This is a genomic window from Arboricoccus pini (assembly GCF_900187945.1).
Classification (GTDB): domain Bacteria; phylum Pseudomonadota; class Alphaproteobacteria; order Geminicoccales; family Geminicoccaceae; genus Arboricoccus; species Arboricoccus pini.
Genome location: NZ_FYEH01000007.1, coordinates 129069 through 152797, shown reverse-complemented (window position 1 = coordinate 152797; position 23729 = coordinate 129069). Strand labels below are relative to the sequence as shown.

At 65.2% G+C, this 23729-nt stretch carries 24 protein-coding genes and 1 pseudogene; 12 read left to right on the top strand and 13 right to left on the bottom strand.

Going from position 1 to position 23729, the window contains the following annotated elements; all coding sequences use genetic code 11:
* Window positions 1-113 precede the first annotated feature (113 nt).
* Window positions 114-878, bottom strand: a complete 765-nt coding sequence (locus CFB17_RS11580) for a glycosyltransferase family 2 protein (RefSeq protein ID WP_088561706.1) — start codon at window positions 876-878, stop codon at window positions 114-116.
* On the bottom strand, window positions 875-1648 hold the full coding sequence (locus tag CFB17_RS11575) for a lysophospholipid acyltransferase family protein (protein WP_088561705.1): 774 nt from the start codon (window positions 1646-1648) through the stop codon (window positions 875-877). Before CFB17_RS11575 ends, CFB17_RS11580 begins: the two co-directional genes overlap by 4 nt.
* 190 nt (window positions 1649-1838) lie before the next feature.
* On the opposite strand from CFB17_RS11575, the gene CFB17_RS11570 reads away from it, so the two are divergent.
* Window positions 1839-3119 carry an MFS transporter gene (locus CFB17_RS11570; protein WP_088561704.1) on the top strand — a complete coding sequence of 427 codons (1281 nt, stop codon included), beginning with the start codon at window positions 1839-1841 and terminating at the stop codon, window positions 3117-3119.
* 155 nt (window positions 3120-3274) lie between these two features.
* Here CFB17_RS11570 and CFB17_RS11565 read toward each other — a convergent pair whose 3' ends face one another.
* Window positions 3275-3538: a hypothetical protein gene (locus CFB17_RS11565; RefSeq protein WP_088561703.1), complete on the bottom strand. Its 264-nt coding sequence runs from the start codon at window positions 3536-3538 to the stop codon at window positions 3275-3277.
* Between the two features lie 35 nt (window positions 3539-3573).
* Here CFB17_RS11565 and CFB17_RS11560 point away from each other — a divergent pair, with 35 nt between their 5' ends.
* The 5 genes from CFB17_RS11560 to CFB17_RS11540 all read left to right on the top strand — a co-directional run bounded on the left by CFB17_RS11560 (window position 3574) and on the right by CFB17_RS11540 (window position 8168).
* Complete coding sequence (locus CFB17_RS11560; protein ID WP_088561702.1) at window positions 3574-4038, top strand: RNA recognition motif domain-containing protein; 465 nt, start codon at window positions 3574-3576, stop codon at window positions 4036-4038.
* A gap of 262 nt (window positions 4039-4300) precedes the next feature.
* Window positions 4301-5386 carry a heat-inducible transcriptional repressor HrcA gene (gene hrcA / locus CFB17_RS11555; RefSeq protein ID WP_088561701.1) on the top strand — a complete coding sequence of 362 codons (1086 nt, stop codon included), beginning with the start codon at window positions 4301-4303 and terminating at the stop codon, window positions 5384-5386.
* Window position 5387: 1 nt separating this feature from the next.
* Entirely contained in the window at window positions 5388-5990 is a 603-nt protein-coding gene (gene grpE, locus CFB17_RS11550; protein ID WP_165769574.1) for a nucleotide exchange factor GrpE, read from the top strand.
* A gap of 79 nt (window positions 5991-6069) precedes the next feature.
* Window positions 6070-7284 (top strand): argininosuccinate synthase, encoded by a 1215-nt coding sequence (locus CFB17_RS11545; protein ID WP_088561699.1) that lies wholly within the window; start codon window positions 6070-6072, stop codon window positions 7282-7284.
* A gap of 8 nt (window positions 7285-7292) precedes the next feature.
* Window positions 7293-8168 carry a polysaccharide deacetylase family protein gene (locus CFB17_RS11540; protein WP_088561797.1) on the top strand — a complete coding sequence of 292 codons (876 nt, stop codon included), beginning with the start codon at window positions 7293-7295 and terminating at the stop codon, window positions 8166-8168.
* A 16-nt stretch (window positions 8169-8184) separates the two neighbouring features.
* On the opposite strand, the gene CFB17_RS11535 is transcribed toward CFB17_RS11540, so the two are convergent.
* Window positions 8185-9015 (bottom strand): alpha/beta hydrolase family esterase, encoded by an 831-nt coding sequence (locus CFB17_RS11535; RefSeq protein ID WP_088561698.1) that lies wholly within the window; start codon window positions 9013-9015, stop codon window positions 8185-8187.
* 81 nt (window positions 9016-9096) lie between these two features.
* Between CFB17_RS11535 and CFB17_RS11530 the strand changes: the two genes are divergently transcribed.
* On the top strand, window positions 9097-9420 hold the full coding sequence (locus tag CFB17_RS11530) for an L-rhamnose mutarotase (protein WP_088561697.1): 324 nt from the start codon (window positions 9097-9099) through the stop codon (window positions 9418-9420).
* Between the two features lie 43 nt (window positions 9421-9463).
* Here CFB17_RS11530 and CFB17_RS11525 read toward each other — a convergent pair whose 3' ends face one another.
* Together CFB17_RS11525 and CFB17_RS19210 are read right to left on the bottom strand one after the other, a co-directional pair.
* On the bottom strand, window positions 9464-10756 hold the full coding sequence (locus CFB17_RS11525; RefSeq protein WP_088561696.1) for an MFS transporter: 1293 nt from the start codon (window positions 10754-10756) through the stop codon (window positions 9464-9466).
* A gap of 88 nt (window positions 10757-10844) precedes the next feature.
* Entirely contained in the window at window positions 10845-11000 is a 156-nt protein-coding gene (locus CFB17_RS19210) for a hypothetical protein (RefSeq protein ID WP_165769573.1), read from the bottom strand.
* Window positions 11001-11270: 270 nt separating this feature from the next.
* On the opposite strand from CFB17_RS19210, the gene CFB17_RS11520 reads away from it, so the two are divergent.
* Both CFB17_RS11520 and CFB17_RS11515 read left to right on the top strand, forming a co-directional pair.
* Complete coding sequence (locus CFB17_RS11520) at window positions 11271-12113, top strand: TIGR01459 family HAD-type hydrolase (protein ID WP_243389861.1); 843 nt, start codon at window positions 11271-11273, stop codon at window positions 12111-12113.
* Window positions 12114-12269: 156 nt separating this feature from the next.
* The gene (locus tag CFB17_RS11515) at window positions 12270-13442 is read left to right on the top strand and encodes an acetyl-CoA C-acetyltransferase (protein WP_088561694.1); all 1173 of its coding nucleotides are present in this window, start codon (window positions 12270-12272) and stop codon (window positions 13440-13442) included.
* Window positions 13443-13476: 34 nt separating this feature from the next.
* On the opposite strand, the gene copM is transcribed toward CFB17_RS11515, so the two are convergent.
* Both copM and cueR read right to left on the bottom strand, forming a co-directional pair.
* On the bottom strand, window positions 13477-13863 hold the full coding sequence (gene copM, locus CFB17_RS11510) for a CopM family metallochaperone (RefSeq protein ID WP_088561693.1): 387 nt from the start codon (window positions 13861-13863) through the stop codon (window positions 13477-13479).
* 68 nt (window positions 13864-13931) lie between these two features.
* A pseudogene (cueR, locus tag CFB17_RS11505) lies at window positions 13932-14318 on the bottom strand (Cu(I)-responsive transcriptional regulator); the annotation flags it as partial.
* Window positions 14319-14554: 236 nt separating this feature from the next.
* Between cueR and CFB17_RS11500 the strand changes: the two are divergent.
* The 3 genes from CFB17_RS11500 (at window position 14555) to CFB17_RS11490 (ending at window position 18010) form a co-directional block, all read left to right on the top strand.
* Window positions 14555-16663 carry a protein-disulfide reductase DsbD family protein gene (locus CFB17_RS11500; RefSeq protein WP_133063894.1) on the top strand — a complete coding sequence of 703 codons (2109 nt, stop codon included), beginning with the start codon at window positions 14555-14557 and terminating at the stop codon, window positions 16661-16663.
* Window positions 16664-16671: 8 nt separating this feature from the next.
* The gene (locus tag CFB17_RS11495) at window positions 16672-17442 is read left to right on the top strand and encodes a TIGR02186 family protein (RefSeq protein ID WP_088561690.1); all 771 of its coding nucleotides are present in this window, start codon (window positions 16672-16674) and stop codon (window positions 17440-17442) included.
* Between the two features lie 61 nt (window positions 17443-17503).
* A complete protein-coding gene (locus CFB17_RS11490) occupies window positions 17504-18010 on the top strand; it encodes a universal stress protein (RefSeq protein ID WP_243389856.1) in 507 nt (168 codons plus the stop codon).
* Between the two features lie 4 nt (window positions 18011-18014).
* Here CFB17_RS11490 and CFB17_RS11485 read toward each other — a convergent pair whose 3' ends face one another.
* The 5 genes from CFB17_RS11485 to CFB17_RS11460 form a co-directional block, all read right to left on the bottom strand.
* Window positions 18015-18893, bottom strand: a complete 879-nt coding sequence (locus tag CFB17_RS11485) for a nitrilase-related carbon-nitrogen hydrolase (protein WP_088561688.1) — start codon at window positions 18891-18893, stop codon at window positions 18015-18017.
* Between the two features lie 862 nt (window positions 18894-19755).
* Window positions 19756-20574: a sugar phosphate isomerase/epimerase family protein gene (locus CFB17_RS11475; protein WP_088561686.1), complete on the bottom strand. Its 819-nt coding sequence runs from the start codon at window positions 20572-20574 to the stop codon at window positions 19756-19758.
* Window positions 20575-20615: 41 nt separating this feature from the next.
* Entirely contained in the window at window positions 20616-21077 is a 462-nt protein-coding gene (gene mntR, locus CFB17_RS11470) for a manganese-binding transcriptional regulator MntR (RefSeq protein WP_088561685.1), read from the bottom strand.
* A gap of 160 nt (window positions 21078-21237) precedes the next feature.
* Window positions 21238-21621 (bottom strand): RidA family protein, encoded by a 384-nt coding sequence (locus CFB17_RS11465; RefSeq protein ID WP_088561684.1) that lies wholly within the window; start codon window positions 21619-21621, stop codon window positions 21238-21240.
* A complete protein-coding gene (locus CFB17_RS11460; protein ID WP_207762032.1) occupies window positions 21618-23684 on the bottom strand; it encodes a S9 family peptidase in 2067 nt (688 codons plus the stop codon). Before CFB17_RS11460 ends, CFB17_RS11465 begins: the two co-directional genes overlap by 4 nt.
* Between the last annotated feature and the right edge of the window lie 45 nt (window positions 23685-23729).

Genomic DNA, 23729 nt, shown 5'->3' with positions numbered 1-23729 from the left:
GACGCCCCGCCCACCGGCATCACCCACCGCCCTCGAGGCAAGCGGACTCCTGATGATCGGCGCAGGCAAGTGGCGCGGCGCTCCAGGCGCCGCGTGGTTCTCGCGAAGCGTTCTTAACGAAGCGCCGAGCCCCGATCAACCGCGCGTCGGCGACGGCCCAGGCGCAAGATCATGCCGACCAGAAGCCTGAGATGCATGCAAATCAAGAGGAGATTGTCGCGACCGTATCTGAAGTGCGAGATCCCTCCTTCCTCGCGAGTGAGATAGCGCACCGGCGCCGGCAGGTTGACGGCCGGCACGCCGGCCCAGGCCAGCCTGACGACAGCCTCCGTATCGAAGTCGAACCGCCGCATCCAGCGGGTCTCCGCCATGATCGCCAGGAGCGGGCGCAATGGATAGACGCGAAAGCCGAAGAGTACATCGTCGATACCGGCATCGCCCGTCTCCAGCCGCACCCACCAGTTCGAGATCTTACGGCCGCCGACCCGAATTGCCGGGGCGCTCGCATCGAAGACCGGTCGCCCGAGCACCATGGCGTGCGGCGCGGCCACCGACCGGGCGATGAAGCTGCCGATCAGATCGGCTGGATGCTGACCATCGGCATCCATGGTGAGCACATGGGTGAAGCCCGCCTCCGCCGCCGCCTGCATGCCGTGATGAAGGGCAGCACCCTTTCCCTGGTTCTCGGGCAGGACGAAGACCCGGATCTCCGGATCCATGGCCGCCAACTCCAGGACGGCACGCTCGCTGCCATCCGTGCTGCCGTCGATGACGACCCAGATCGGCCGCCAATACCTTCGAGCCGCCCGAACGGTGTCTAAAAGCTGATGGCCGCTGTTGAAGCTCGGGATCAGGACCAGATGGCGAGCACGGCTCAAGGCTGGAGCTCGGCCAGGAAATAGGCTTCGAGCTCGGCTGTAAGCGCCTTGATATCGTGCTCGGGAGGAAAGCGGCGACCGAGCCTGATCCGATAGACGAGCGGCAAGGGAGGCAGGACAAAAAGGGGCCGACCCTTGGCGAGAAAATCACAGCTCGTCTCGATGAAAATCGTCTGCACCGGTACGGCTGCCTGCCTTGCCATGAGCGCCAGACCCGGTTTCAGGGGTCCCACGGGCTGCCGCATCGTGCGCGTGCCCTCGGGGAAGACGAGAAGCTGCTTGCCGTCCCGAAGGCGCGCTCTGGCTTCCTTGACCGTGCGCAAGGGCGGATCGTTACGCACATAGCCCGCAAGCCGCATGCCGCAACCAAAAAAGACATTGTCGAAGACACCGGCCTTGGTGATGCACACGACGTCGGGCAGGCGCGAGACGATGAGCACCGCGTCGATGAGCGAGGGATGATTGGGTGCGATGATGAGCGGCCCCGCCTCACGCAACTCGTCCAGTGCCTTGAGATCGAAGTGCACCCGTCCGGTCGCCCACATGCCGAGGAGAAAGGTACGGGCGGACAACATCACGAGCGGTGTGCCGATCCGATCGCGCCAGGCGGCAGGCAGGACGAGTCGTGCCGCCAGGGCCAGGACGGTCCAGACCAGCGTCACGGCGGCAAACCAGGCAAAGACCAGATAAAGCAGAATAGTGTCGACGAGCCGGCGGGGCCGTCTGGCCCAACCCGCAGTTCCACGATCCTCTCTCGCCCCGATCTCCATACGCAAGCTCTAGACGCAGCTCCCCGCATCAATCAATCGGCAGTCGCGCCATTAGCACACGATACAATGACGACTGTTCATGCGGCCGATGAAGCGCCCCCCTTGCCAAGCTGCCTCTCGACCGTCCATGTCCGTACGCTGAGGGCGTTCCCCAGGCGTCGCCCCCCTGGACCGGCGAAACGGATCAACCATGCCGACGATGTTGCGCAGCAACTGGGCCCTTCTCCTGGGCATCCTGCTCTTGATGCTGGGCTCGGGGCTGCAAAGCTCGCTCTTGCCGATCCGCGCTTCGCTGGCCGGCTTTCCAACCTCGACGACGGGCCTCGTCCTTTCGGCCTACTATGCCGGCTACCTCCTGGGCTGGGCCCTGGTCCCGGGCCTGATCGCCAAGGTCGGCCATGTGCGCGTCTTCGCGGCCATGGGCTCGCTCGTCTCGATCTCGGTCCTGATGCATGCCGTCATCGTATCGGCGCCCGTCTGGTTCCTCGCCCGCATGCTGACCGGCGCCAGCCTCTGCGGCATCTTCATGACGACCGAGAGCTGGCTCAACAGCAATGCCACCAACGCCATTCGCGGCCAGTTGCTCGCAACCTACATGGTCATCCTGCTGGCCGGCCTCTCGGTCGGCCCCTTCCTCTTGAACCTGGCCTCGCCCAGCAGCGCATCGCTCTTCATCCTGGTCGCCATGCTGGTCTCGCTGGCCATCATACCGATGCTGCTGAGTGCCTCGCCGGCCCCGGCTCTCGCTCCGTCGATGCGACTAGGCCTGAAAGCACTCTTCGCGCTCTCGCCGCTGGGCACGGTCGCGATCTTCTGTGTGGGCGTGGCGCAAAGCGGCATCTATGGCGGTGTCGGGACGATCTACGGCCGGGCGATCGGCCTCTCCATCCCCGGCGTCTCGCTCTTCATGTCGCTCACGATCCTGGGGGGCATGCTGTTCCAATGGCCGGTCGGCTGGCTCTCGGACCGCTTCGACCGACGCAAGATCCTGACGCTGGTGGCCTTCCTGACAGCGGTCTGCGCCTTGCTCGCCATCCCGGCGCAAAGCAACACCCGGCTGGTCTTCATTCTCTTCTTCCTGACGGGTGGCTTCGCCCTGCCGCTCTATTCGCTCTGCGTGGCACACGCCAACGACTACATGACCAAGGAGCAGATGGTGGGCGCCAGCGGCGCGCTGCTCCTCGTCAACGGCGTCGGCTCGGTGCTGGGGCCGGGCCTCTCAGCCTTCTTCATCGGCAGGATCGGTGCCTACGGATTTCCGCTCTTCATCGGCTGTGTGCACGCCTTCATCGGCATCTTCGCCCTCTGGCGCATGACGCGGCGTTCGGCACCCTCTATGGCCGCACAAGGCCCGACGATACCCCTGGCCACACCCACCCCCATGGTAACGACAATCGGCCAGGACCATGCCGTCGAGCAAAGCGTCGACGATCACGTCGTGCTGGCAGAACAGGACGAACGGCGCGCTTAAACCATGTCGAGCGGCCCGGCGTCGCGCCGAATTTCCTTCAGCACCACGCCGTTCGCCTGCCGCTTGAACACGACAGCGGCGCCGGCGGAAAACAAAAGCTGGTCCTAGTCTCTTGAAGACTATGTTCCAGCGCGCGTTTTTTGCCCTCGCGCGACCTAGACGAACTCGATATAGTCGCTTTTTGAAGGTTCAACCGTCGAAGGATTCGCGGCGCCATCGTTATCGTAAGCTCGCTCGTCGCCGATGCCTCCAACGGGGGTCGGCATCAAGGCGCCGGAAAGCGGTATTGCACGTCCCCGAAGACTCAGGTTCGGTGCGTCATGCTCTGCGCTAGCCCGGGTTGGAGTGTCATCCGGCATTCCCGTTTGATTGAGCAGCGCCCTGCGATAGTGAGCAAGCCACGCCTCCTTGATGCGCATCTTCCTTGCTCTGTCTTCGTACCCGGATAGATCTTATGTCGCGTAAGCTTTTTGTCGCCAACTTCCCGTTCACCACGACGGTCGAGCAGCTCCAGGACATCTTCGGTGCCCACGGCGAGGTCGTGTATGCCAAGATCGCCACGGATCGTGAAACCGGCCGTTCGCGGGGCTTCGGTTTCATCGAGATGGCGTCGCCCGAGGAAGCCCAGACGGCTATCCGCGAGCTCGACGGCTACCAGATGGCGGGCCGGCCCCTGGCGGTGCGCATCGCTGAAGATCGTGGTGGCCCTGGCGGTCCTGGCGGCGCGCCGCGTGGTGGCCCACGTGGCCCCCGTCCTGACCGTGGTCCTGGCGGCGGCGGCGATCGCGGCGGCTTCGGCGGCCCGCGCGGCGGCGGCGGTGGCGATCGCGGCGGCTTCGGCGGCCCGCGTGGCGGCGGTGGCGGCTTCGGCGGCCCGCGCGGCGGTGGCGGCTTCGGCGGCGGCCGCGGCGACTACTGATCATCCGAGACGAGGGGCGGGCATCATTGTCCGCCCTCTTTCTTTTCGCGGCGGCAGGCACAGAATCTGGCGCCTGCCTATCTTTGCGAGCTGATCGGCGGACGACGGATATCGGCCCGTCCGCGCGTGCATCTCTGGCCACTCTGACCACGCCAACGGTTGACGATTGCCGCGGGATCGCCACATACGGCCTTGACTCCCTGATCCTCTACCCGTTTGCCTTTAGGTTGCCGTCGGCCGCGCCCATGATCTGCGTTTCCACATGATCGTCGAGCTTAATGCACGCTCGCGCGATGTCTTTCGCAGCATCGTCGATTCCTACGTGGCCACGGGCGAGCCTGTCGGCTCACGCACATTGTCGCGTCGGCTGACCGAGCAACTCTCGCCGGCGACGATCCGCAACATCATGGCCGACCTCGAGGAGCAGGGTCTTCTGTTCTCCCCGCACACCTCGGCTGGCCGATTGCCGACGGATGCCGGTCTTCGCCTTTATGTTGATGGTCTCCTTGAGGTCGGATCGGTCACCGCCGACGAGCGGCGCTCGATCGAGAGCCGGGTCGCCGGCACCGGTCGCAGCGTCGAGACGACGCTGACCGATGCGACCAACGCGCTCTCAGGCCTTTCCCGCTATGCGGGACTGGTCATGGCGCCGGTCAGCGAGCGCCCCTTCCGACATGTCGAGTTCGTGCCGCTCTCGCCCGGCCGGGCGCTGGTCGTCCTGGTCATGGACAATGGCATGGTCGAGAACCGCGTGGTCGACGTGCCGCTCGGCATGTCGCCCTCGGTCCTGGCCGAGGCCGGCAACTACCTCACGCGACGCCTGGCCAACCGCAATTTCGAGGAAGCCTACCAGGCCATCCTGCGCGAGATCGCCGAGAACACCTCGCAGCTCGACGAGATCGCCAAAGCGCTGGTGGAGACGGGTCTTGCGACCTGGGCCGGCGATCGCGAGCGCGATGGCGGCTTTCTCCTGGTCAAGGGCCAGGCCCACCTCCTCGAGGATGTGACCAACATCGTCCAGCTCGAGCGTGTGCGCGCCCTCTTCGAGACGATCGAATCGAAGAAGTCGCTCCTCAAGCTCCTCGAACTGGCCCAGGACGCCAAGGGCGTCCAGATCTTCATCGGCAGCGAGAATGAGCTTTTCGGCATGTCCGGCTGCTCGATGATCGTTGCCCCCTATCGCTCGGGTGCTGCCGGCGCCGATGGTCCCGACGTCGTCGGCGCCATTGGCGTGATCGGCCCCACCCGCATGAATTATGCGCGCATCATCCCGATCGTGGATTATACGGCGCGCGTGGTCAGCCGGCTGCTCGGCAGCCGGCATGGCAGCCTTGACGACGAGGTTTGAGATGAGTGACGAGAACGAGAAGACGATGAACGCCGAGACCACAGCCGAGAACCCGACTTTGTCCGAGGCCATGGGCGAGGATCAGACGGCGAGCGCGGCCGAACGGGTCGAGGCGGAGCTCGCCGAGACCAAGGACCGCCTATTGCGCTTGGCGGCGGAGATGGAGAATCTCAGGAGGCGGACCCAGCGCGAGGTCGAGGAAGGTCGCAAATATGCCACGACCAATTTCGCCCGCGGTCTGTTGGACGTAGCCGACAATCTGGCACGGGCCCTTGCCAGCGTTCCGCCTGAGGAACGCGAGCGCAACGAGTTCATCAAGAATCTTGTCCTTGGCGTGGAGATGACCGAACGGACGCTGCAAGGCCTGTTTGAGAAGAACGAGATCGCCAAGGTCGTGCCGGAAAAGGGCGAGAAATTCGATCATAACGTGCACCAGGCGATGTTCGAGGTGCCCAGTGCCGATCGGCCCTCCGGCACGATTGCCGAGGTCCTGCAGCCGGGCTATGTGATCGCCGGCCGCCTGTTGCGGCCGGCCCTGGTTGGGGTGACAAAGTCAGCTCCCCGGCCGACACAGCCCGAGTCCAACGTCGACCAGCAGGCCTGATCGCCAGGACGGGCCGGTGCTGAGGAGCGGGGCCTTTGCGGGCGGGTCTCCGTCATTTCGAAGAAGTGGATTAGCTGCGATGCGGGATGGGGTGAAGAAAGTTGTCCTCGCCTATTCGGGCGGGCTCGACACCTCGGTCATCCTACGCTGGCTGCAGGATAATTATGGCTGCGAGGTGGTGACCTTCACCGCCGATCTCGGCCAGGGCGAGGAGCTCGAGCCGGCGCGCGCCAAGGCAGAGATGCTGGGTGTGAAAGAGATCTTCATCGAAGATCTCCAGGAGTCATTCGTCAAGGACTTCGTCTTCCCGATGTTCCGCGCCAACGCGCTCTACGAGGGCTGCTATCTGCTCGGCACCTCGATCGCGAGGCCGCTGATCGCCAAGCGTCTGATCGAGATCGCCGAGGCCACCGGCGCCGACGCCGTGGCGCACGGCGCCACCGGCAAGGGCAATGACCAGGTGCGCTTCGAGCTCACCGCCTATGCCCTGAACCCGGCCATCAAGGTGATCGCCCCCTGGCGCGAATGGGACCTGAACAGCCGGGAGAAGTTGATCGAGTACGCCGAGAACCGGCAGATCCCGATCGCGCGCGGCAAGCGCGGCGAGGCGCCCTATTCGACGGACGCCAATCTTCTCCACATCTCCTACGAGGGCCGTGCGCTTGAGGACCCTTGGGAGGAGCCGAGCGAGGAGATGTTCACCCGCTCGGTGGCGCCTGAATTGGCACCCGACAAGCCCACTTATGTGGAAGTCGGCTTCGAGGCCGGCGACGCGGTCTCGGTCGACGGCGAGGCCCTCTCGCCGGCCAGCCTTCTGCGCCGCCTGAACGACCTGGCCGGCGCCAACGGCATCGGTCGGCTCGACCTCGTTGAGAACCGCTATGTGGGCATGAAGTCGCGCGGCGTCTACGAGACGCCCGGCGGCACCGTGCTTCTCGCCGCCCATCGGGGCATCGAGAGCATCACCCTGGACAGAGGTGCGGCTCATCTCAAGGACGAGATCATGCCGCGCTATGCCGAGCTCATCTATAACGGCTACTGGTATGCGCCCGAGCGGCTGATGCTCCAGGCCTTGATCGACAAGAGCCAGGAGAAGGTTACCGGTACCGTACGGCTCAAGCTCTTCAAGGGCAGCGTCCAGGTCGTGGGACGCAAAAGCCCCTATAGCCTCTACCGTCAGGAATTCGCCACCTTCGAGGCCGACACGGTCTACGACCAGCATGACGCCGCCGGCTTCATCAAGCTCAACGCACTGCGCCTCAAGATCCTGGGCCTGCGCGACCGCCAGGCATGAGGCCGCTCATGGCCGGTCACGATCGCTACGACTACAGCGCCATCGTCGACCGGCCGGCCTTCAACTGGCCGGATGGTAAACGGCTGGCGGTCTATATCGGCCTCAATCTCGAGACCTTCAGTTTCGGTGACGGCCTGGGGGCCGAACTGGCGCCTGGCGGGCCCCAGCCGGACGTCTTGAACTATGCCTGGCGGGATTACGGCAACCGCGTCGGCGTCTGGCGCATGGGCGAGCTGTTGGCCAGCCTGGACCTGCCGGTGTCGCTCCTGCTGAACAGCGACATTTATCGCCATTGTCCCGAGGTCATCGTCCCCTTCCGGCAGCGGGGCGACGAGATCGTCGCGCATGGCCGGACGAACGCCGAGCGTCAAAGCATCATGAGCGAGACGGCCGAGGCCGCGATGATCGACGACGTTACGGACACGATCCGGGCACACGAAGCCCGGGCGCCGGCCGGCTGGCTCAGCCCCTGGATTGCCGAGAGCCACGTCACGCCCGACCTCCTGGCGGAAGCCGGCTATCGCTATACCCTCAACTGGTGCCACGACGACCAGCCGACGCGCCTGCGCACCCGCAACGGCCAAGGCCTCCTGGCCGTCCCCTATCCGCAGGAAATCAACGATATCCCCGCGATCATCGCCCGTCGCCTGGAGGCCAGGGCCTTCGCCGACATGATCGTCGACCAGTTCGACGAGATGCGCCGGCAGGCCGAGGACCAGCCCCTCGTCATGGGCATCGCGCTCCATGCCTACATCATGGGCCAGCCGCATCGTCTCTTGCATCTTCGCCGCGCGCTCAGCCATGTGGCAAAGCGTGATCCGAATGTCTGGCTCTGCACCTCCGGTGCCATTGCCGACCACATGCTCGCCGAATCGCCCCCCTGAACCCGCCCGCGCGGCGCTACTTGGCCGCGGGGCGGGCGCTCGCCACCCGGGCACGGTCCTGGACCCATCGCCAGGCAAAATCGGCCCAGTCCGGCGGCATCTCGTGGCCGCCTTTATGCAGCACCATGTCCAGTCGCGTGCCGCTCTGGCACCGCGTCCAGCTCCGCACGACCCAGTCGCCGACCGTGGCGAACGTGTCGGGCGCGGGCTTGCAACCATTGGCATCGGTGATGATGGCAAAGCTCCTGAAGAGGCCCTCGATCATCTCGTCCTTGTTGTAGCGCTGCCCTTCGAGCGGCACGACATTGTCGCTCAGCCCGTGAAAATGCAGAAGATCGAAGGGTGCTGCCGGGCAATAAGGCGGCAGCGGATCCCAAAACGGTCCTGAGAGGGCCACGTAGGCCTTAAAGAGCCTGGCACGGCAGGCGAGATCCCAGACCATCGAGCCGCCATCGCTGAAACCGGCGGCGAAAAGATGCGCCTCGTCGACGGGAAACCGCGCGCGCACGTCGGCTAGAACCGCCTGCGTGTAGGCGAAATCGTCTCGCCGGAACTGCCGCCCCTGGTGGCCCCAGGCCTTGCCGTCGGCCTGCGGCAGCACGAGAAGGATGCCCAGCCTGTCGAAGGCCTGACGCAGCGAACGGTTTTTCAGCATCTGCGCTGCGGTATTGCCATAGCCGTGATAGAAGACGACCGTTGGCAGCGGGTCGCGGCCATTCCAGCCGCTGGGCGGGCTGGCGAGATAGATCCCGCCCTCGACCGTACAGGGCTCCTCGGCGCCGCAAACCACCCCGGCCACGGCTCGGCCCATCTGAGCCATCAGAAACAAGAGGGAGAGGAGGCGCATGGCCGGATCATCCAAAGGGCAAATTTCGCCGCAAAACTTAGCTTTGTGGAAGGATCCGGGGCAAGCCATGGATGACCCGGTATGAGCAACGGCGAGACAATTGGCTTTCGCATGGTGCTCCACCCGGGCCAGGCGACGGAATATCGCCGCCGCCACGCGGCCCTCTGGCCGGAACTGCGCGACCTCCTCAAGGCGGCCGGCATCAGCGACTACCGGATCTTCCTGGACCCCGCGACACACCACCTCTTCGCGATCCTGACACGCGCCCCCGACCACCGGATGGCGGACCTCGCGGACGAACCCGTCATGCGGCGCTGGTGGGCTCATATGGCCGACATCATGGAGACGGATTCATCGGGCGCGCCCAAGGTGACGCCGCTCGATCCCATGTTCCACCTGCCCTGAAGCGGGAACGGCCGCGCCGGGCGTGCCCGGCTCGCGCACAGGCTCATTCGGCCGGGATGGCGACCTCAACGTCCCGCCGCCTGCCGCCCTGGCCGATCATGAGCGAGAGAATGGCGGCCACGAGGCAAAGGGCACCGGCCAGGATGAAGGCCTGGAGATAGGAGCCGAAGGTCAGGCGCAGATAGCCGGCCAGGAAGGCGACGCTGGCCGCTCCCAATTGATGCGCGGCCGAGATCCAGCCGAACATCAGCCCCACCCGCTCCTTGCCGAAGACATTGGTGGCAAGGCGTACCGTGGGCGGCACGGTGGCGATCCAGTCCAGGCCGTAGAAGACCGAGAAAAGACCCAGCGTATAGACCGACATGTCGGGGGCGATGACGAAGGCGAAGGGCAGGTAGATCAGCGACAGGCCGCGCAGACCGTAATACCAGGCCAGAAGATGCCGGTTGCTCCAGCGATCGCTGAGCCAGCCCGAGAGCGTGGTGCCGAAAAAATCGAACAGGCCCATGGCCGCCAGCAGGCCGGCACTGCCAAGCTCGGGAATGCCGTGGTCCAGGCACGCGGCGATAAAATGCGTGCCGATCAGACCGTTCGTCGAGGCGCCGCAGATAAAGAAGGTCGCGGCCAGGATGAGGAAATCGCGCGATCGCAGCCCGTCGCGCAATGCCACGAAGGCGAGCTTTACGGGCGAGCCACGCCGCTCTTCCTTGAGATTGGCTGCATCGGTCTCGCCATAGGGCAAGAGTCCCTTATCGGCTGGCCGATTGCGCATGAAGCAGACGACCAGCAGCGCAGCCGCCAGCGCCCCGGCCGCCACCAGGTAGACGGCACCGCGCCAGCCTTGCGTACTGGCGGTCCAGGCGATCAGTGGCAGGAAGAGAAGCTGGCCCGAGGCCGTGCTGGCGCTGAGCATGCCCATGACCAAACCACGTTGGCTGGAAAACCATCTTGCCGTGACGATGGCGGCCAGGACCAGGGCCACCATCCCGGTGCCAAGGCCGATAATGAGGCCCCAGATGAGGACAAGTTGCCAGGGCCTGTCGATGAAGGTCACGGCCACCATCGCCAACGCCAGGACGAAGAGAGCCGATGCCACCGAGCGGCGGAGCCCGAAGCGTTCGACGATCGCCGCCGCGAACGGCCCCATCAGGCCATAGAGAGCGATATTGATCGAGACGGCCATGGAGGTCGTGGCCCGCGTCCAGCCGAACTCCTGTTCGATCGGGACGAGCAGCACGCCTGGCGTGGCCCGCACACCAGCACTCACAAGAAGGACAAAGAACGTTATACCCGCAATGATCCAGGCATAGTGCAGCGATTTGGGCAAAGGGCGCATCGAGACGTCTTTCGGGCGGCGTGAGCGCCTCTTCTACAAGGCACTCAAGGCCCTTGCCATGCCCGATGCGACCCCGCTTGGTGGGGCGCTAGTGCGGCCGATGTGCCCGGTCGCCCCCCAGATCGGCGCGTAGGCCCTCACGCTCATTGCCGCCCTTCGCCAGGTTGGCACAGACGCCAAGGCCGACGAGAAAGGCCGCCAGCACGCCCAGCGTGACGACAAAGCCCAGGATGAAATTAAGCATAGTCGCAGGCCTCCCAGCCTTTCATGCCCGGACGCTGCGCCGCTGGTCATGTCGGCAAGGAGAGGTCACACTCTGTTGCCGGCCCCGCGCCGTCTTGTCGCCGGGTCTTCTCTATATGGGGATCAAGGATAGCCCCCGCACCGGCCCAGGCAAGCGAAATCGCCCTTTACGCTAGCGTGACGTCGAGAGCAGTGGTTGCCGCGACGGCACGCCTGGCCTATGCGCGCTAGAGTGCGCGTGCAATGAGATGGACCCAGAAGCTTGCAGAGCATGGCGGGCATCGAGCCCTTGATCGACCTCTACGATGCCTTCCTCCTCGACCAATTCGGCGTCCTGCATGACGGCGAGCAGGCGCTGCCGGGCGCCATCGACGCCTTGTCCCTGCTGGCGGCCGCCGGGCGCACCGTCATTCTGCTCTCCAACTCCGGCAAGCGCAGCGCGCCCAATCGCGAACGCCTGGCCCGCTTCGGCATTGGCCCGGACCTCTACGCCGACATGGTGACCTCGGGGGACGTCGCCTTTGAAGCCCTGCGCCGGCGCCACGACCCGCTCGTGGCCGGCCTTGGCGACCGCTGCCTCTATATCGGCCGGGGCCAGGATGTCTCGGCCGTGGCCGGTCTCAAGCTCGAACTCGTCGGCGAGCCAAGTGCCGCCGACTTCGTTCTTCTGGGCGGCCTGGATGCCAATGACGAATCGCCGGCCCGCGCCCGGACGATCCTGGACGCGGCGCGCCGCCAGGGCCTGCCGATCCTTTGCACCAATCCCGATCTCGTCAGCCTGGATGGCGCCAAGCGCTTCCCCGGCCCTGGACAGCTGGCTGTGGAGGCGATGCAAGCCGGCGCCGACATCCGCTGGATCGGCAAGCCCTGGCCCCGGATCTACACAACCGCCCTGGCTCTCCTGCCCCCGGGCCGCCGCGTCATCGGCATCGGCGATTCGCCGACCCACGACATCGCCGGCGCCAACAATGCGGGCCTGCCAAGCTGCCTCGTCCTCTCAGGCGTGCACAAGGCGAATGTCACGGCCCCCCGACTGATCGAGGCCAGCCAGCTGCCGACCTACCAGCTACCCTCCTTTGCACCGACGGCCAGCGGTGATGCCCTGCGCCATTGAATCTCCGGCCGCCGCTTGCCAAGCTGCCGCGATGCATCAGATCGATGTCCGGCAGGGAGGCGGGACTGCCGCGGCCGAAGAGCTGGCCTTCATCGCCAGCCAGGGGCACCAGAGCGGGCCCGACCGCAGCACAGACTGGAACACGAGGGTAAGGTCATGACCGAGGTCGTCATCGTCTCAGCAGCGCGCACGCCGATCGGCGCCTTCAATGGCGGCCTTTCCACCGTTCCCGCACATTATCTGGGCCAGATCGCCATCAAGGCCGCCCTGGAGCGCGCGCGGGTCGATGCGAGCGAGGTCTCGGAGGTTATCCTAGGCCAGATCCTGACAGCCGCGCAGGGCCAGAATCCGGCACGGCAGGCCTCGATCAACGCCGGCGTGCCCCAGGAAGTGCCGGCCTACGGCGTCAACATTCTATGCGGCTCCGGTCTGAAGTCGGTGGCCCTCGGCTACCAGGCGATCATGAACGGCGACAGCGCAATCGTCGTCGCTGGCGGCCAGGAGAGCATGAGCCAGGCGCCGCACGCGGCCTATTTGCGCGCCGGGGCGAAGATGGGCGGCGTGGAATTTGTGGACACGATGATCAAGGACGGGCTCTGGGATGCCTTCAACGGCTACCACATGGGCACCACGGCCGAGAATATCGCCGAGCAGTACCAGATCACGCGCGAAGCCCAGGACACCTTCGCCGTCGCCTCCCAAAACAAGGCCGAGCAAGCCGTCACCTCGGGCCGCTTCAAGGACGAGATCGTACCGGTGACGATCAAGGGCCGGAAAGGCGACACGGTCGTCGATACGGACGAATATCCCCGCTTCGGGGCCAAGATCGAGCATATGAGCAAGTTGCGCCCGGCCTTCTCCAAGGAAGGCACGGTGACGGCCGGCAATGCCTCTGGAATCAATGACGGCGCCGCCGCGCTGATTCTCATGACCGCCAACGAGGCCGCCCGCCGGGGGCTCACCCCCTTAGCCCGCATCGCCTCTTGGGCCCAAGCCGGCGTCGACCCCAAGATCATGGGCACCGGCCCCATCCCCGCCTCCCGCAAGGCCGTGGCGAAAGCCGGCTGGGACATGGGCGAACTCGATCTCATCGAGGCCAACGAGGCCTTTGCCGCCCAGGCTTGCGCCGTTTCCAAGGAGCTTGGCTGGGATGGCAGCAAGGTCAACGTCAACGGCGGCGCCATCGCCCTTGGCCATCCGATCGGCGCATCGGGCGGGCGCATCTTGACCACTCTCCTCTACGAGATGCAAAGGCGCGATGCGAAGAAAGGCCTGGCCACGCTTTGCATAGGCGGCGGCATGGGCATTGCTATGTGCGTGGAGCGCTGACCATCATCTGACCCGGACGAAGGCGCGTCGCGCTCTACCTGGGGTGCCTTTGCTGCCAGGCCTTCATTTCCTTGATCTCGCTTGTCTGGGCGCTGATCACGTTTTCCGCCAACTTGCGCAAGATCGGATCATGGCCGTGGTCGAGCTCGACCTTGGCCATGTCGATCGCCCCCTCGTGATGGGCAATCATCATCGTGACGAAGTCCCGGTCGGGATCGCCCGACATCTTGACCGACATGCCTTGCATCATGTCGGCATTGGCCTTGGCATAGGCCCTGGAAGCCGACGTGTCGGGCGTGGCCTGCGTCATGCCCGGCATCGTCATACTCCCCATCGAAGCCGCTTTGTCCTGAGCGTCAGCCCGGCCGGTCACGAGGAGGCCCGTCAGCAACGCTGCCAGGGCCAAGCTCCATCTCCTCATCGTCCTCGATCTCCAAATTGAGAAGTAATCGTCGAGACCAGGCGTCTCCGATCGTCGCCTTCGTCCGCTGACTCGGCCAGATCATCCAGGATTGGACAGGCGGAGCGCCGATCGCCATGGCACTCATGGACCAGACGCCGCAAGGTGCGGCTCATCTCCAAGAGCTGCTCGGCCTTGCGGTCCAGAGCGGCGATGTGGCGTTCGGCCAGCCGCTTCACGTCGGCACTGGCACGCGAGCGATCGCGCCAGAGTGCCAGCAACTCGCCCATCTGCTCGACTGAGAAGCCGAGGTCCCGTGCGCGGCGGATAAAACGGAGCGTATGCAGGTCGTTCTCGCCATAGACGCGATAGCCGGCCGCCGTTCGCCCCGGGGCGGCGATCAAGCCGATGGTTTCATAGTAGCGGATCATCTTGGCCGAGACGCCGGAGGCCGCCGCCGCTTCGCCGATATTCATGCTTCCTCTTCCGGCAACCGGCCGGCCCTGTCATGCCTCAGATGAAGGTTCCCATAATGGAAAGGTCAAGAGGGACGGCAGCATGGGAGAGGCCGTAGCCGAGCACACCACCACAGCGCCCGGCTTGCCGACTTGAGAGCGTTATTGTCACGCCACCCGGGCGGGCGTAATTTTGCTCCGTGGGACTCGATGGACGAGGGGCCCGCTTCTCAACCCGTTGCTTGGACCCGGTAGCCTTGACCCTTCTTCGCTCGCTGGCATTTCTCCTTGCTGTCTGCCTGCTGGCCCTGCCCGCGGCGGCGGAGGAAGCCATGCCGAGCCCCCCGGATGTGAGCGCCAAGCTCATCGTCGGCGGGCGTGATCCTCATGATCCCAAGCGGGTCTGGGTGGGGCTCGATGTGACGCTGGGCGATGGCTGGAAGACGTATTGGCGCTCGGCCGGTGACGGTGGCCTGCCGCCCGAACTGGACTGGCAAGGGTCGACCAACCTTGCGGGGCAGCAGGTCTTCTGGCCCCTGCCGGAGCGCCTGTCTTTTCTCGGCATTGACAGCCTTGGCTACAAGCACCGGGTGCTTTTGCCGATCGCGGTCGAGCTAGCGACGCCCGAACAAAGCGCCAACCTCACCCTGAATGCCGCGCTTTACGTGTGCAGCACGCTTTGCGTCCGTGAGGAAAAACAGCTCCAGGCGACCATTCCGCCCGGCAACGGCAACCTCGTGGGCCAGGCACTGATCGACAACGCCTTGGCCACGGTGCCCGCAGCCGGCCCGTCACACAGTCTAAAGCTCCTCTCGGCAGGTATCGCGGACAGATCGCAGCTTATCGTCCAGGCCGAGGCGGAACGGGGCTTCGATCATCCCGATCTGCTGGTAGAGGCCGGCGATCAGGCAATCATGGGCAAGCCCGAGGTCATCCTCGACGATGGCGGCAAGAGCGCCCGCTTCGTCATTCCCTGGACGAAGCAGGCAGGTACCGGTGACGCGGGCAAATCCGTTCGGCTGACCCTCATCGACGGCTCGCGGGCAATCGAGCAGACCGAGACCCTGGGGATCGCCGCCCCAGTGTCTTCGGGCCAGGGATTGCCCATTCTCCTCGTGGCCTTCCTGGGCGGCCTCATCTTAAACCTGATGCCTTGCGTGCTTCCCGTCCTCTCCTTGAAGCTCATGAGCGTGGCGCGGGCCCGGACGCTGGAGCAGCGGGCCCTGCGGCTGGGCTTTGCCGCGACCGCGCTCGGCATCGTCGCCTCCTTCCTCCTCCTGGCCTTGGCGATGGCCGGCCTCAAGGCCAGCGGCGCCAGCGTCGGCTGGGGCATCCAGTTCCAGCAGCCCCTCTTCCTCACGCTGATGGCGCTGCTTCTCACCCTCTTCGCCGCCAATATGCTGGGGCTCTTCGAGATCCACCTGCCCGGCTGGGCTGCACCTTCCGGCGGTGGGGCGCGGCACCACCTCGTCGGCGATTTCGGCACCGGGCTCATCGCCACCCTTCTGGCCACGCCCTGCTCCGCGCCCTTCGTCGGCACGGCCGTCGGCTTTGCCTTCTCACGTGGGCCGCTGCAGATTGGCGGCATCTTCCTGGCGATGGGCCTGGGCATGGCGACGCCCTATCTGCTGGCAGCCACGTTGCCAGGCTTGGCGCGCTTCCTGCCGCGCCCCGGACGCTGGATGCTGCATCTAAGGCGCATTCTAGGCGTGCTTCTTCTGGTCACGGCAGCTTGGCTCGTCTCCTTGATCACCAGTATCGTCGGCGAGATCGTGGGCCTCGTCGCCCTAGCCTCACTCCTTGTGATCCTGGCGCTGCTCTTCGTCCGCGACCGCATGACGGGAAGCACAAGGCGGGCCCTGGGTGTGACCGCATTCGGTATCGGCATCATTCTCCTGGCGGCCCAGCCGGTTCTTGGATGGGTGCTAACACCCCCGCCCTCCGCGGCGACGGCGACGGCCTGGCGCAGCTTCGACACGCGCAACATCGACGATCTGGTCCGCGCGGGTCGCACCGTCCTAGTCGATGTCACCGCCGACTGGTGCATCACCTGCAAGGTCAATGAGAGGCTCGTCCTGGAGCAGGCAGCGATCGTGCGACGGTTCGATGACGAGGTGGTGCCCATGCGTGGCGATTGGACCCGGCCCGACCCACGCATTGCCGACTTCCTCAAGAGCCACGGACGCTATGGCATCCCGTTCAACGTCGTCTATGGTCCCCGCGCACCGACCGGCATCGTCCTGCCCGAGCTTTTGACCGTCCAGACGGTCCTGGACGCGATCGAGGCCGCCTCGGTTCCGGCACCCTCAATCGGCCTCGCCTCGGCAGCCTCCCCGCCCAGCGGCCATAACACGCGGTTACGGTAAGATCGGGGATGCGCCCATCCGCCCGGCCACGCCTGCTGCTGTTCTCGCTGCTTGCGCTGGCGGTTTTCTGCATCTTCGCTCCCACACTGCGAGCGGCCGGCCTGATCGCCGATCTCTCTCATCACCTGGTGGCCATCACCACGGCCTTTGCCGGCAGTGACGTCCTGGTCTTCGGCACGACGGGCGGTCCCGACCGCGACGTCGTCGTCACCGTGCAAGGCCCGGCCGGCGAGGCGATGGTGCAACAAAAGTCGCGGGTGGGCGGCCTCTGGCTCAGCACGGCGCGCGTGACCTTTAGCGACGTGCCGCTTTTCTACGCCGTGGCCTCGACGCGGCCGTTGGCACAATTGCAGGCACCAGACGAGCTCGCGCGCAATCAGATCGGCGTCGACATGCTGAAGCTCCAGCCCATCGTGGTCGAGGGCACGGGTGACCGACGCGTCGGCCAGTTTCGTGACGCCCTCATCCGCCGCAAGGAGCAGGCCGGCCTGTTCCAGGCCGAGGTCCGGCCGGTGACCTTCATCGGCGACCGGCTGTTTAGGACCACACTCAGCTTTCCGGCCAACGTGCCGCCAGGTGCTTATCAGGTCCGAACCTTCGAATTCGAGAACGGCCTGATCGTTTCCGCCCAGACGAATTCGCTCAGCGTCTCGAAGGTCGGGCTGGAGGCGGAACTCTTCAATCTGGCGCATCTGCAGAGCTGGCTCTACGGTCTGACCTCGGTGGCGCTGGCCGTGGCAGCCGGATGGGCCGCCAGCGCCCTGTTCCGCAAAGCTTGACGCACCGCTCGTCGCCCCCTACCTGCTGCCTCCCTTCGCAAGGCCGGATGACCAACGAATGATGAGCGAGGACGCATTCTCCGAAGTCACGCCCAAGAAGGTCAGGCAGCGGGTCTTCCTGGTGGTGGTCGACGATACCAAGGAGATGGGAAATGCCCTCCACTATGCGTGCCGCCGCGCGCAGCGCACAGGTGGCAGGCTGGCCCTCCTCTATGTGATCGAGCCCGTCGAGTTCGGCCATTGGCTGGGTGTCGGGCGAATCATGGAGGCCGATGCGCGCGCCACGGCCGAGCAACGCATGCAAAAGCTTGGAGCCGAGGTTTTCAAGCTGACGGGCTCGATGCCGATCATTCATATCCGCGAGGGCAAGCGATCCGACGAGGTCGTCCGGCTCGTGCAGGAGGACGATACGATCTCCACTCTCGTCCTTGCCACCGCGGCTGGCGGCGCGGATCCCGGTCCCCTTGTCACCCACGTGACCAACCAGCTCGGTCGCAAGCTCAAGATCCCACTGGTTCTCATTCCGGGTGAACTTTCCACAGACGAGATCGACGAGCTCACACACTGACGTCTCAGAACATCTGGTCGCGGCCATCCAGCGTCAAAAGCGAGAGATAGAGATCGGGGCGGCGATCGCGAAAGAGGCCGGATGAAGCGCGGGCCGCCGCCAGGGCGTCGAGATCGAAGCTATAAGTGAGGAGTTGGTCGCCCTCGCGCCCGGCGGAGGCTAGGATATTGCCTTTTTCATCAACGATGAGGGAGCCGCCTTGAAAGGCCAAGGCGTCTCGGTCGCCCATCTCCAGACCGTGGCGGTTGACCGATATGATCGGCATCAGGTTGGCGCTGGCATGTCCCTGGATGACCCGGTGCCAGTGCAAGACACTCTCGGGCCTGACTTCCTGTGGCCGACCACCCTGCACGGTCGGGAAGAGGAGAATCTCAGCTCCCATGACAGCCATCGACCGGGCGCATTCCGGATACCACTGATCCGTGCAGATGCCGACGCCGATGACGCCATGCCGGGTTCGCCAGATGCGAAAGCCCGTATCGCCCGGGGTAAAATAGAACTTTTCCTCGCAGCATGGGCCATCCGGAATATGGCTCTTGCGATAGATGCCCATGACCGTGCCGTCAGCGTCAATGATGGCGACCGTACTGAAGAAGGCGTTGTTGGCCCGCTCGAAGAAGCTGATTGGCAGCACCACGTCGAGTTCGGCCGCGAGCCTGCTCATCCGCGCGATCAGCGGATGGCCCTCGAAGGGTCGCGCCAGATTGAAATGCGCCGCCGACTGCTCCTGGCCAAAATAACGCATCTCGAACAGGGCCGGCAGCAGGACGAGGCCCGCACCCTCAGCGACAGCCTGACGCACGAGCGCCTCTGCCCGCGCGACATTCTGGTCGCGATCGTTGCCACAGGCCATCTGAACTGCGGCCACTTTCAGCTTGCGCATGCCGGTCACTCCACGCGAAGAAGGGCGCAGGGGCCGTTCCCGCGCTCGGCCTCGATATCGTCGACGATCGGACCCTTGCAAATCGCGTAGGGAGTGATGGGCCGCTTGTCTAGTCGCCAATCCCGGCCCGCCCGGTTCAAGAGGGGGGACAAACCTCGATCGCGGAAAGGCAACGCGACCTGACCAAGTGAGCCGTCCAGCCTCGCCGCCTGGCATTATCGCCAGCCCGCAAATGCCCTCCGACATCTTGCCCCGAGCCGATTGCAGCCCCGCCCGGGTCCAACCTTCCACCGTCTCGACGAAGAGCGCGGAGCCTGATGCGCCAGCGCCCAGGCCGTCGCCGTAGCGAAACAGGAAGACGCCCTGGCCGTCGCGCTCGAGCATGCCGCGGCCCTCTGTCGCGACCGGAACAGCGCCTGACCGAATCGGCCCCACCTTCAAGATCGGCGCATTCGTGAGCATGGCCGCACGGACAGCACTGGCTGGTGTCAGCTTCATGGGCAGCGGCGGTCTGCCCTCGACTGGCTTCAAGGTCAGGACCGACCAATCATGGTTGAGAGCCCTGATCTTGCCTTGTTCGTCGAAGAGGAAGACATGCGACAGGCGGATCTCGGTGATCTCATAGGCGGCATCTCAAGAGGAGGACGAGGCGGCCGGGATTGGCCGTCCATTGCCGCATGTTCGCGATACAATGGCCCACCGAGAGGGCGGTCAACGGAGCCACCAGGACGGCGCCACGATTGCACTTGCTGCAGTCGGTTGACGGCGCCAAGCGGCCTACGGTCGAACGTGGCGTCCTCCATACTTGCGGTGCTGGCAGACAGCGGCTGAGCCAGCAGGCCCCCAACGGCCACGCAGCGCCTCAGCACGCGCTCTCGAACCGCTCCATGACCGCGTGGAGGAAAGCCAAAGGCTCGCGCTCGCGCCAGAAGCGGCTGACGATCTCGACCTCGATCGGCCGGTCATAGCCATGGTCTGCCAGGAGCCGAAGCCAGGGTCGGAACTCGATCACGCCATCGCCCATTAGCATCCGCTCCGTGGGCATGCTGGAGGAGGCGACCGGCCAGTCGGCAAGTTGGCAAAGGGCGATGCGGCGGCCGGCGGGCTCGATCAGGTCGGGCAGCGCCGGATCCCACCAGGTGGAAAAGAGGTCGAGCGCCACGGCCACGCCACTGGTGCCCAGCCCGTCGCAGATGTCGAGCGCCTGGCGCAGCGTCGTGACGACATTTGCAGCCGCCAGCATCGGATGCGCAGGTTCGATCGCCAGCACCACACCGGCCGCCAGCGCGTCGTCCAGAATGCTGGCCAGCCCGTCCTCGACCATGTGGCGCGCGCCGGTCAGATCCTTAAAGCCCGGCAAAAGGCCGCCGCCGGCGACGGTCAGGCAAGGCGCGCCCATCTCCGCCGCCGCTTCGATGGCACGCCGATGCGCGTCCAGAAGGCGTCGGCGATCGCTGCCGCCTTCGGCGATGAAACCCGCGTCATCGGCTAGCGAGCTCGGCGCGATGCCGGCACCGCGCAGGCCACGGCTCACCTGGCGAGGCCCTTCCTCCTCCCACTGCCGACGCGTCGGCGCGGCATAACGGATGCCGTTCCTGGCCAAAAGATCGAGGGCCCCGTTCAGATCGAGCACGTCCTCGAAGGTAGCGAGATTGAGCGAGAGGCGGTCGAGCGAAGCCATCGGACGATCCTATTATCGAGAGACAAGAAACAAACCGCGGCTCAACCCTGCGCAGGCCCATCTTTTAAAGGCCAAGCCTCGGCCACGCGCGCCAGGGCGGCCAGGGTCTCGGCACTGACATGATGCTCGATACCCTCAGCATCGGTCGCCGCGACATCCTCGCTGACGCCGATGGCACGCAGAAAAGCCAGGACGATGCGGTGTCGCTCGCGGCAATGCCGGGCCAGCGCCCAGCCCTCCTCGGTCAGGAAAATGGCGCGATAGGGAGCCGATTGGACGAGCTTGTCCTTCTGCAGCCGACTCACGGTATTGGCGACGGTCGGGTTGGTTACCCCCAGCCGTTCGGCCAGATCGACCACCCGAGCCTCGCCCTTGGCCTCGATCAGGTCGGCGATCAGCTCGACATAGTCCTCAGCGACCTCGCTCTTATGATCGCTGCGCGTGCGGCCGAAGGTGGCGGCCTGCAACTCGGGCTCCTGCAATTGAACCTGCGCCTTCGACAATGGCGTTCTCCAAGCCGCTTCTACGATCGACAACAAGCCAGCGACCCTTACCTTAGCCGCAGCCTGGGCCCTGTGCCAGCGAACGGCTGGTTGGAGAATGGCCTAGCTCAGGCCCTCCGGGAGCCGGCCGCCTTCCTCCACCACCAATCCCATCTGGGCGCTAGATGTCCGATCGCCTGGCGGTCACCTCGATCTCGATCTTCATGGCCGGATCGAGAAGGCCGGCCACCAGCATCGTCGCCGCCGGGCGGGCCTCGCCGAACGCCTTGCGCAAGAGTGGCCAGCAAGGCTCGAAATCCGCACGATCGGGCAAATAGTAGGTGACGCGGACAACGTCCTTGAAGCTGGCACCGGCCTCGGCCAGGGCGGTCCCGATCTTGGCCAGCGTCAGCTCACACTGGGTGACGACGTCCGGAGCCAGGATGCCGGCCGCATCGGCGCCGGTCGTGCCGCTGACAAAGATCCAGGGGCCATCGACGACGGCACGGCCATAGCCGATCTTGTCCTCGAAGGGCGAGGCTGAACTGATGCGCCGCCTGGTCATGCGTGCTCTCCCGACAAACCATAACATCTCAGCATGAAAGCATAATGGAGGGCCAGTTCCGCCAGCGCGTCGTAGCGCCCCGAGCGGCCGAAATGCCCGCCTGCCATGATGGTCTTGAAGAGCAACGGCTGCTTGCCGGTCTGGGTCGCCCGCAGCCGCGCCACGAACTTGGCCGGCTCCCAATAGGTGACGCGCGGGTCGCTGATCCCGGCCGTGACCAGCATGGCCGGATAGTCCCTGGCGGCAATATTGTCATAGGGGCTGTAGGCAAGCATGCGCCGCAGGGCATCCACGTCCTCGATCGGGTTGCCCCATTCCGGCCACTCAATCGGCGTCAGCGGCAGACTCGGGTCCGACATGGTGTTGACGACATCGACAAAGGGTACCTCGGCGATCACGCACTTCCAAAGATCGGGCCGCATGTTGGCAACAGCGCCCATGAGCATGCCGCCCGCACTTCCGCCACGGATGGCGATCTCTCCCTTGGCGGCCCAGCCCTCGTTAATCAGATGCTCGGCTACGGCGATGAAGTCCTTAAAGCTGTTTTCCTTGGCCGCGAGCTTGCCAGTCTCGTACCAGCGCCAGCCCATCTCGTCGCCGCCGCGCACATGCGCGATGGCAAAGGCAAAGCCACGCTGCAGGAGGGTTAGCCGGTGAGGGCTGAAGGCGGGGTCCATGCCGTGGCCATAGGCGCCATAACCGTAAAGATGCAGCCGCCCTGTTCCATCGGTCGGATAGTCCACCGGGTGGACCAACGTGATCGGAACGAGCACGCCATCATGGCTGGGCGCCATCAGCCGCAGCGTCCGATAGGCTGTCTTGTCGTAACCCGACGGGATTTCCTGAACCTTGCGCGTCACGAGCCGCCTTGCCCGGACGTCATAGTCGTAGACGGTCGAAGGAGTGACCATCGAGGTGTAGCCAAGGCGGATCGTGCCGGTAGCGAAGACGCGGTTGTCCCCCAATGCCGGCGTTCCCACCGCTTCGGGAAGGGCGATCTGATGTTGATCGCCCTGATAGTCACGCACGCTCAGCGCCGAGAGCCCGTCTGCACGTCCAAGAAGAACCATGAAATCGGCAAAACAGGCGAGATCAAGGAAATAATAGCGATCGCTGCCGGCGATCACCTCTTCCCAGCGGGCCTCGTCCGGCTGGTCCGCAGGCGCACGCACGAGGCGGAAATTCTCATGCCGATCGTTCGTGCGTATCCAGAAGAAACCATGCGCGTGCTCGATCTCATACTGGTGGCCCTCACGGCGCAGGGCAACGCATCGGGCCGAGCCAGGCCGCCCGGTCGCCGGCAGCACGTGGCTTTCCGTCGTCACATGGGTCCCGGTACGTATGACGAAATAAGCCCGGTCCCGCGTCTTGCCGAGAGAAACGAAAAAGGCCGGATCTTCCTCCTCGAAGATGGTCCGGTCGTCGGCCGGCTCCTCGCCCAAGCGGTGCGCGCGGACACGATAGGGTCGCAGGCTCTCGTTCAGCTCGACATAGAGGATATATTCCCCATCCTCGCTCCAGGCGAGCGTACCGGAGAGATGCGCGACTCCTTCCTCCAGCACCTGGCCCGTGGCGATGTCGCGGATCGAGAGCTTGAAGCGCTCGGAGCCATCCTCGTCGGTGGCGATCGCGAGCAGCCGCCCGTCCGGGCTGACCGCCATGCCGCGCAGGGCGAAGAACGGCTTGCCCGCCGCCAGTTCGTTCTCGTCCAGAATGATGACGGCGGCGCCGTCCACCGCTTGGCGATGCCAGACCCGGTATTGACTGCCCGGCCGGTAGCTCCAGTGATAGAGAAAGTCGCGGTCCAGGACAGGAACGGAGCTATCGTCCTCTTTCAGCCTGGCTTTCAGCTCAGCCTGCAGCTGCTCGATCAACCGAGCCTGCGGCGCCATGACGGCGTCCACATAGGCGTTCTCGGCCCCAAGATAGGCCAGGATCTCCGCATCCTCGACCTTGGGATAGCCAGGATCGCGCAGCCAGGCCCAATCATCGCTCCAGGTGAGGCCAAAGCGCTCCAGGGTCTTGGGCTCGCGTCGCGCCATCGGCGGCTGCGGCAGATGCATCATTCCTCCTCGGACAGAGCCAGGAGGACCTTATGGCACCGCCCC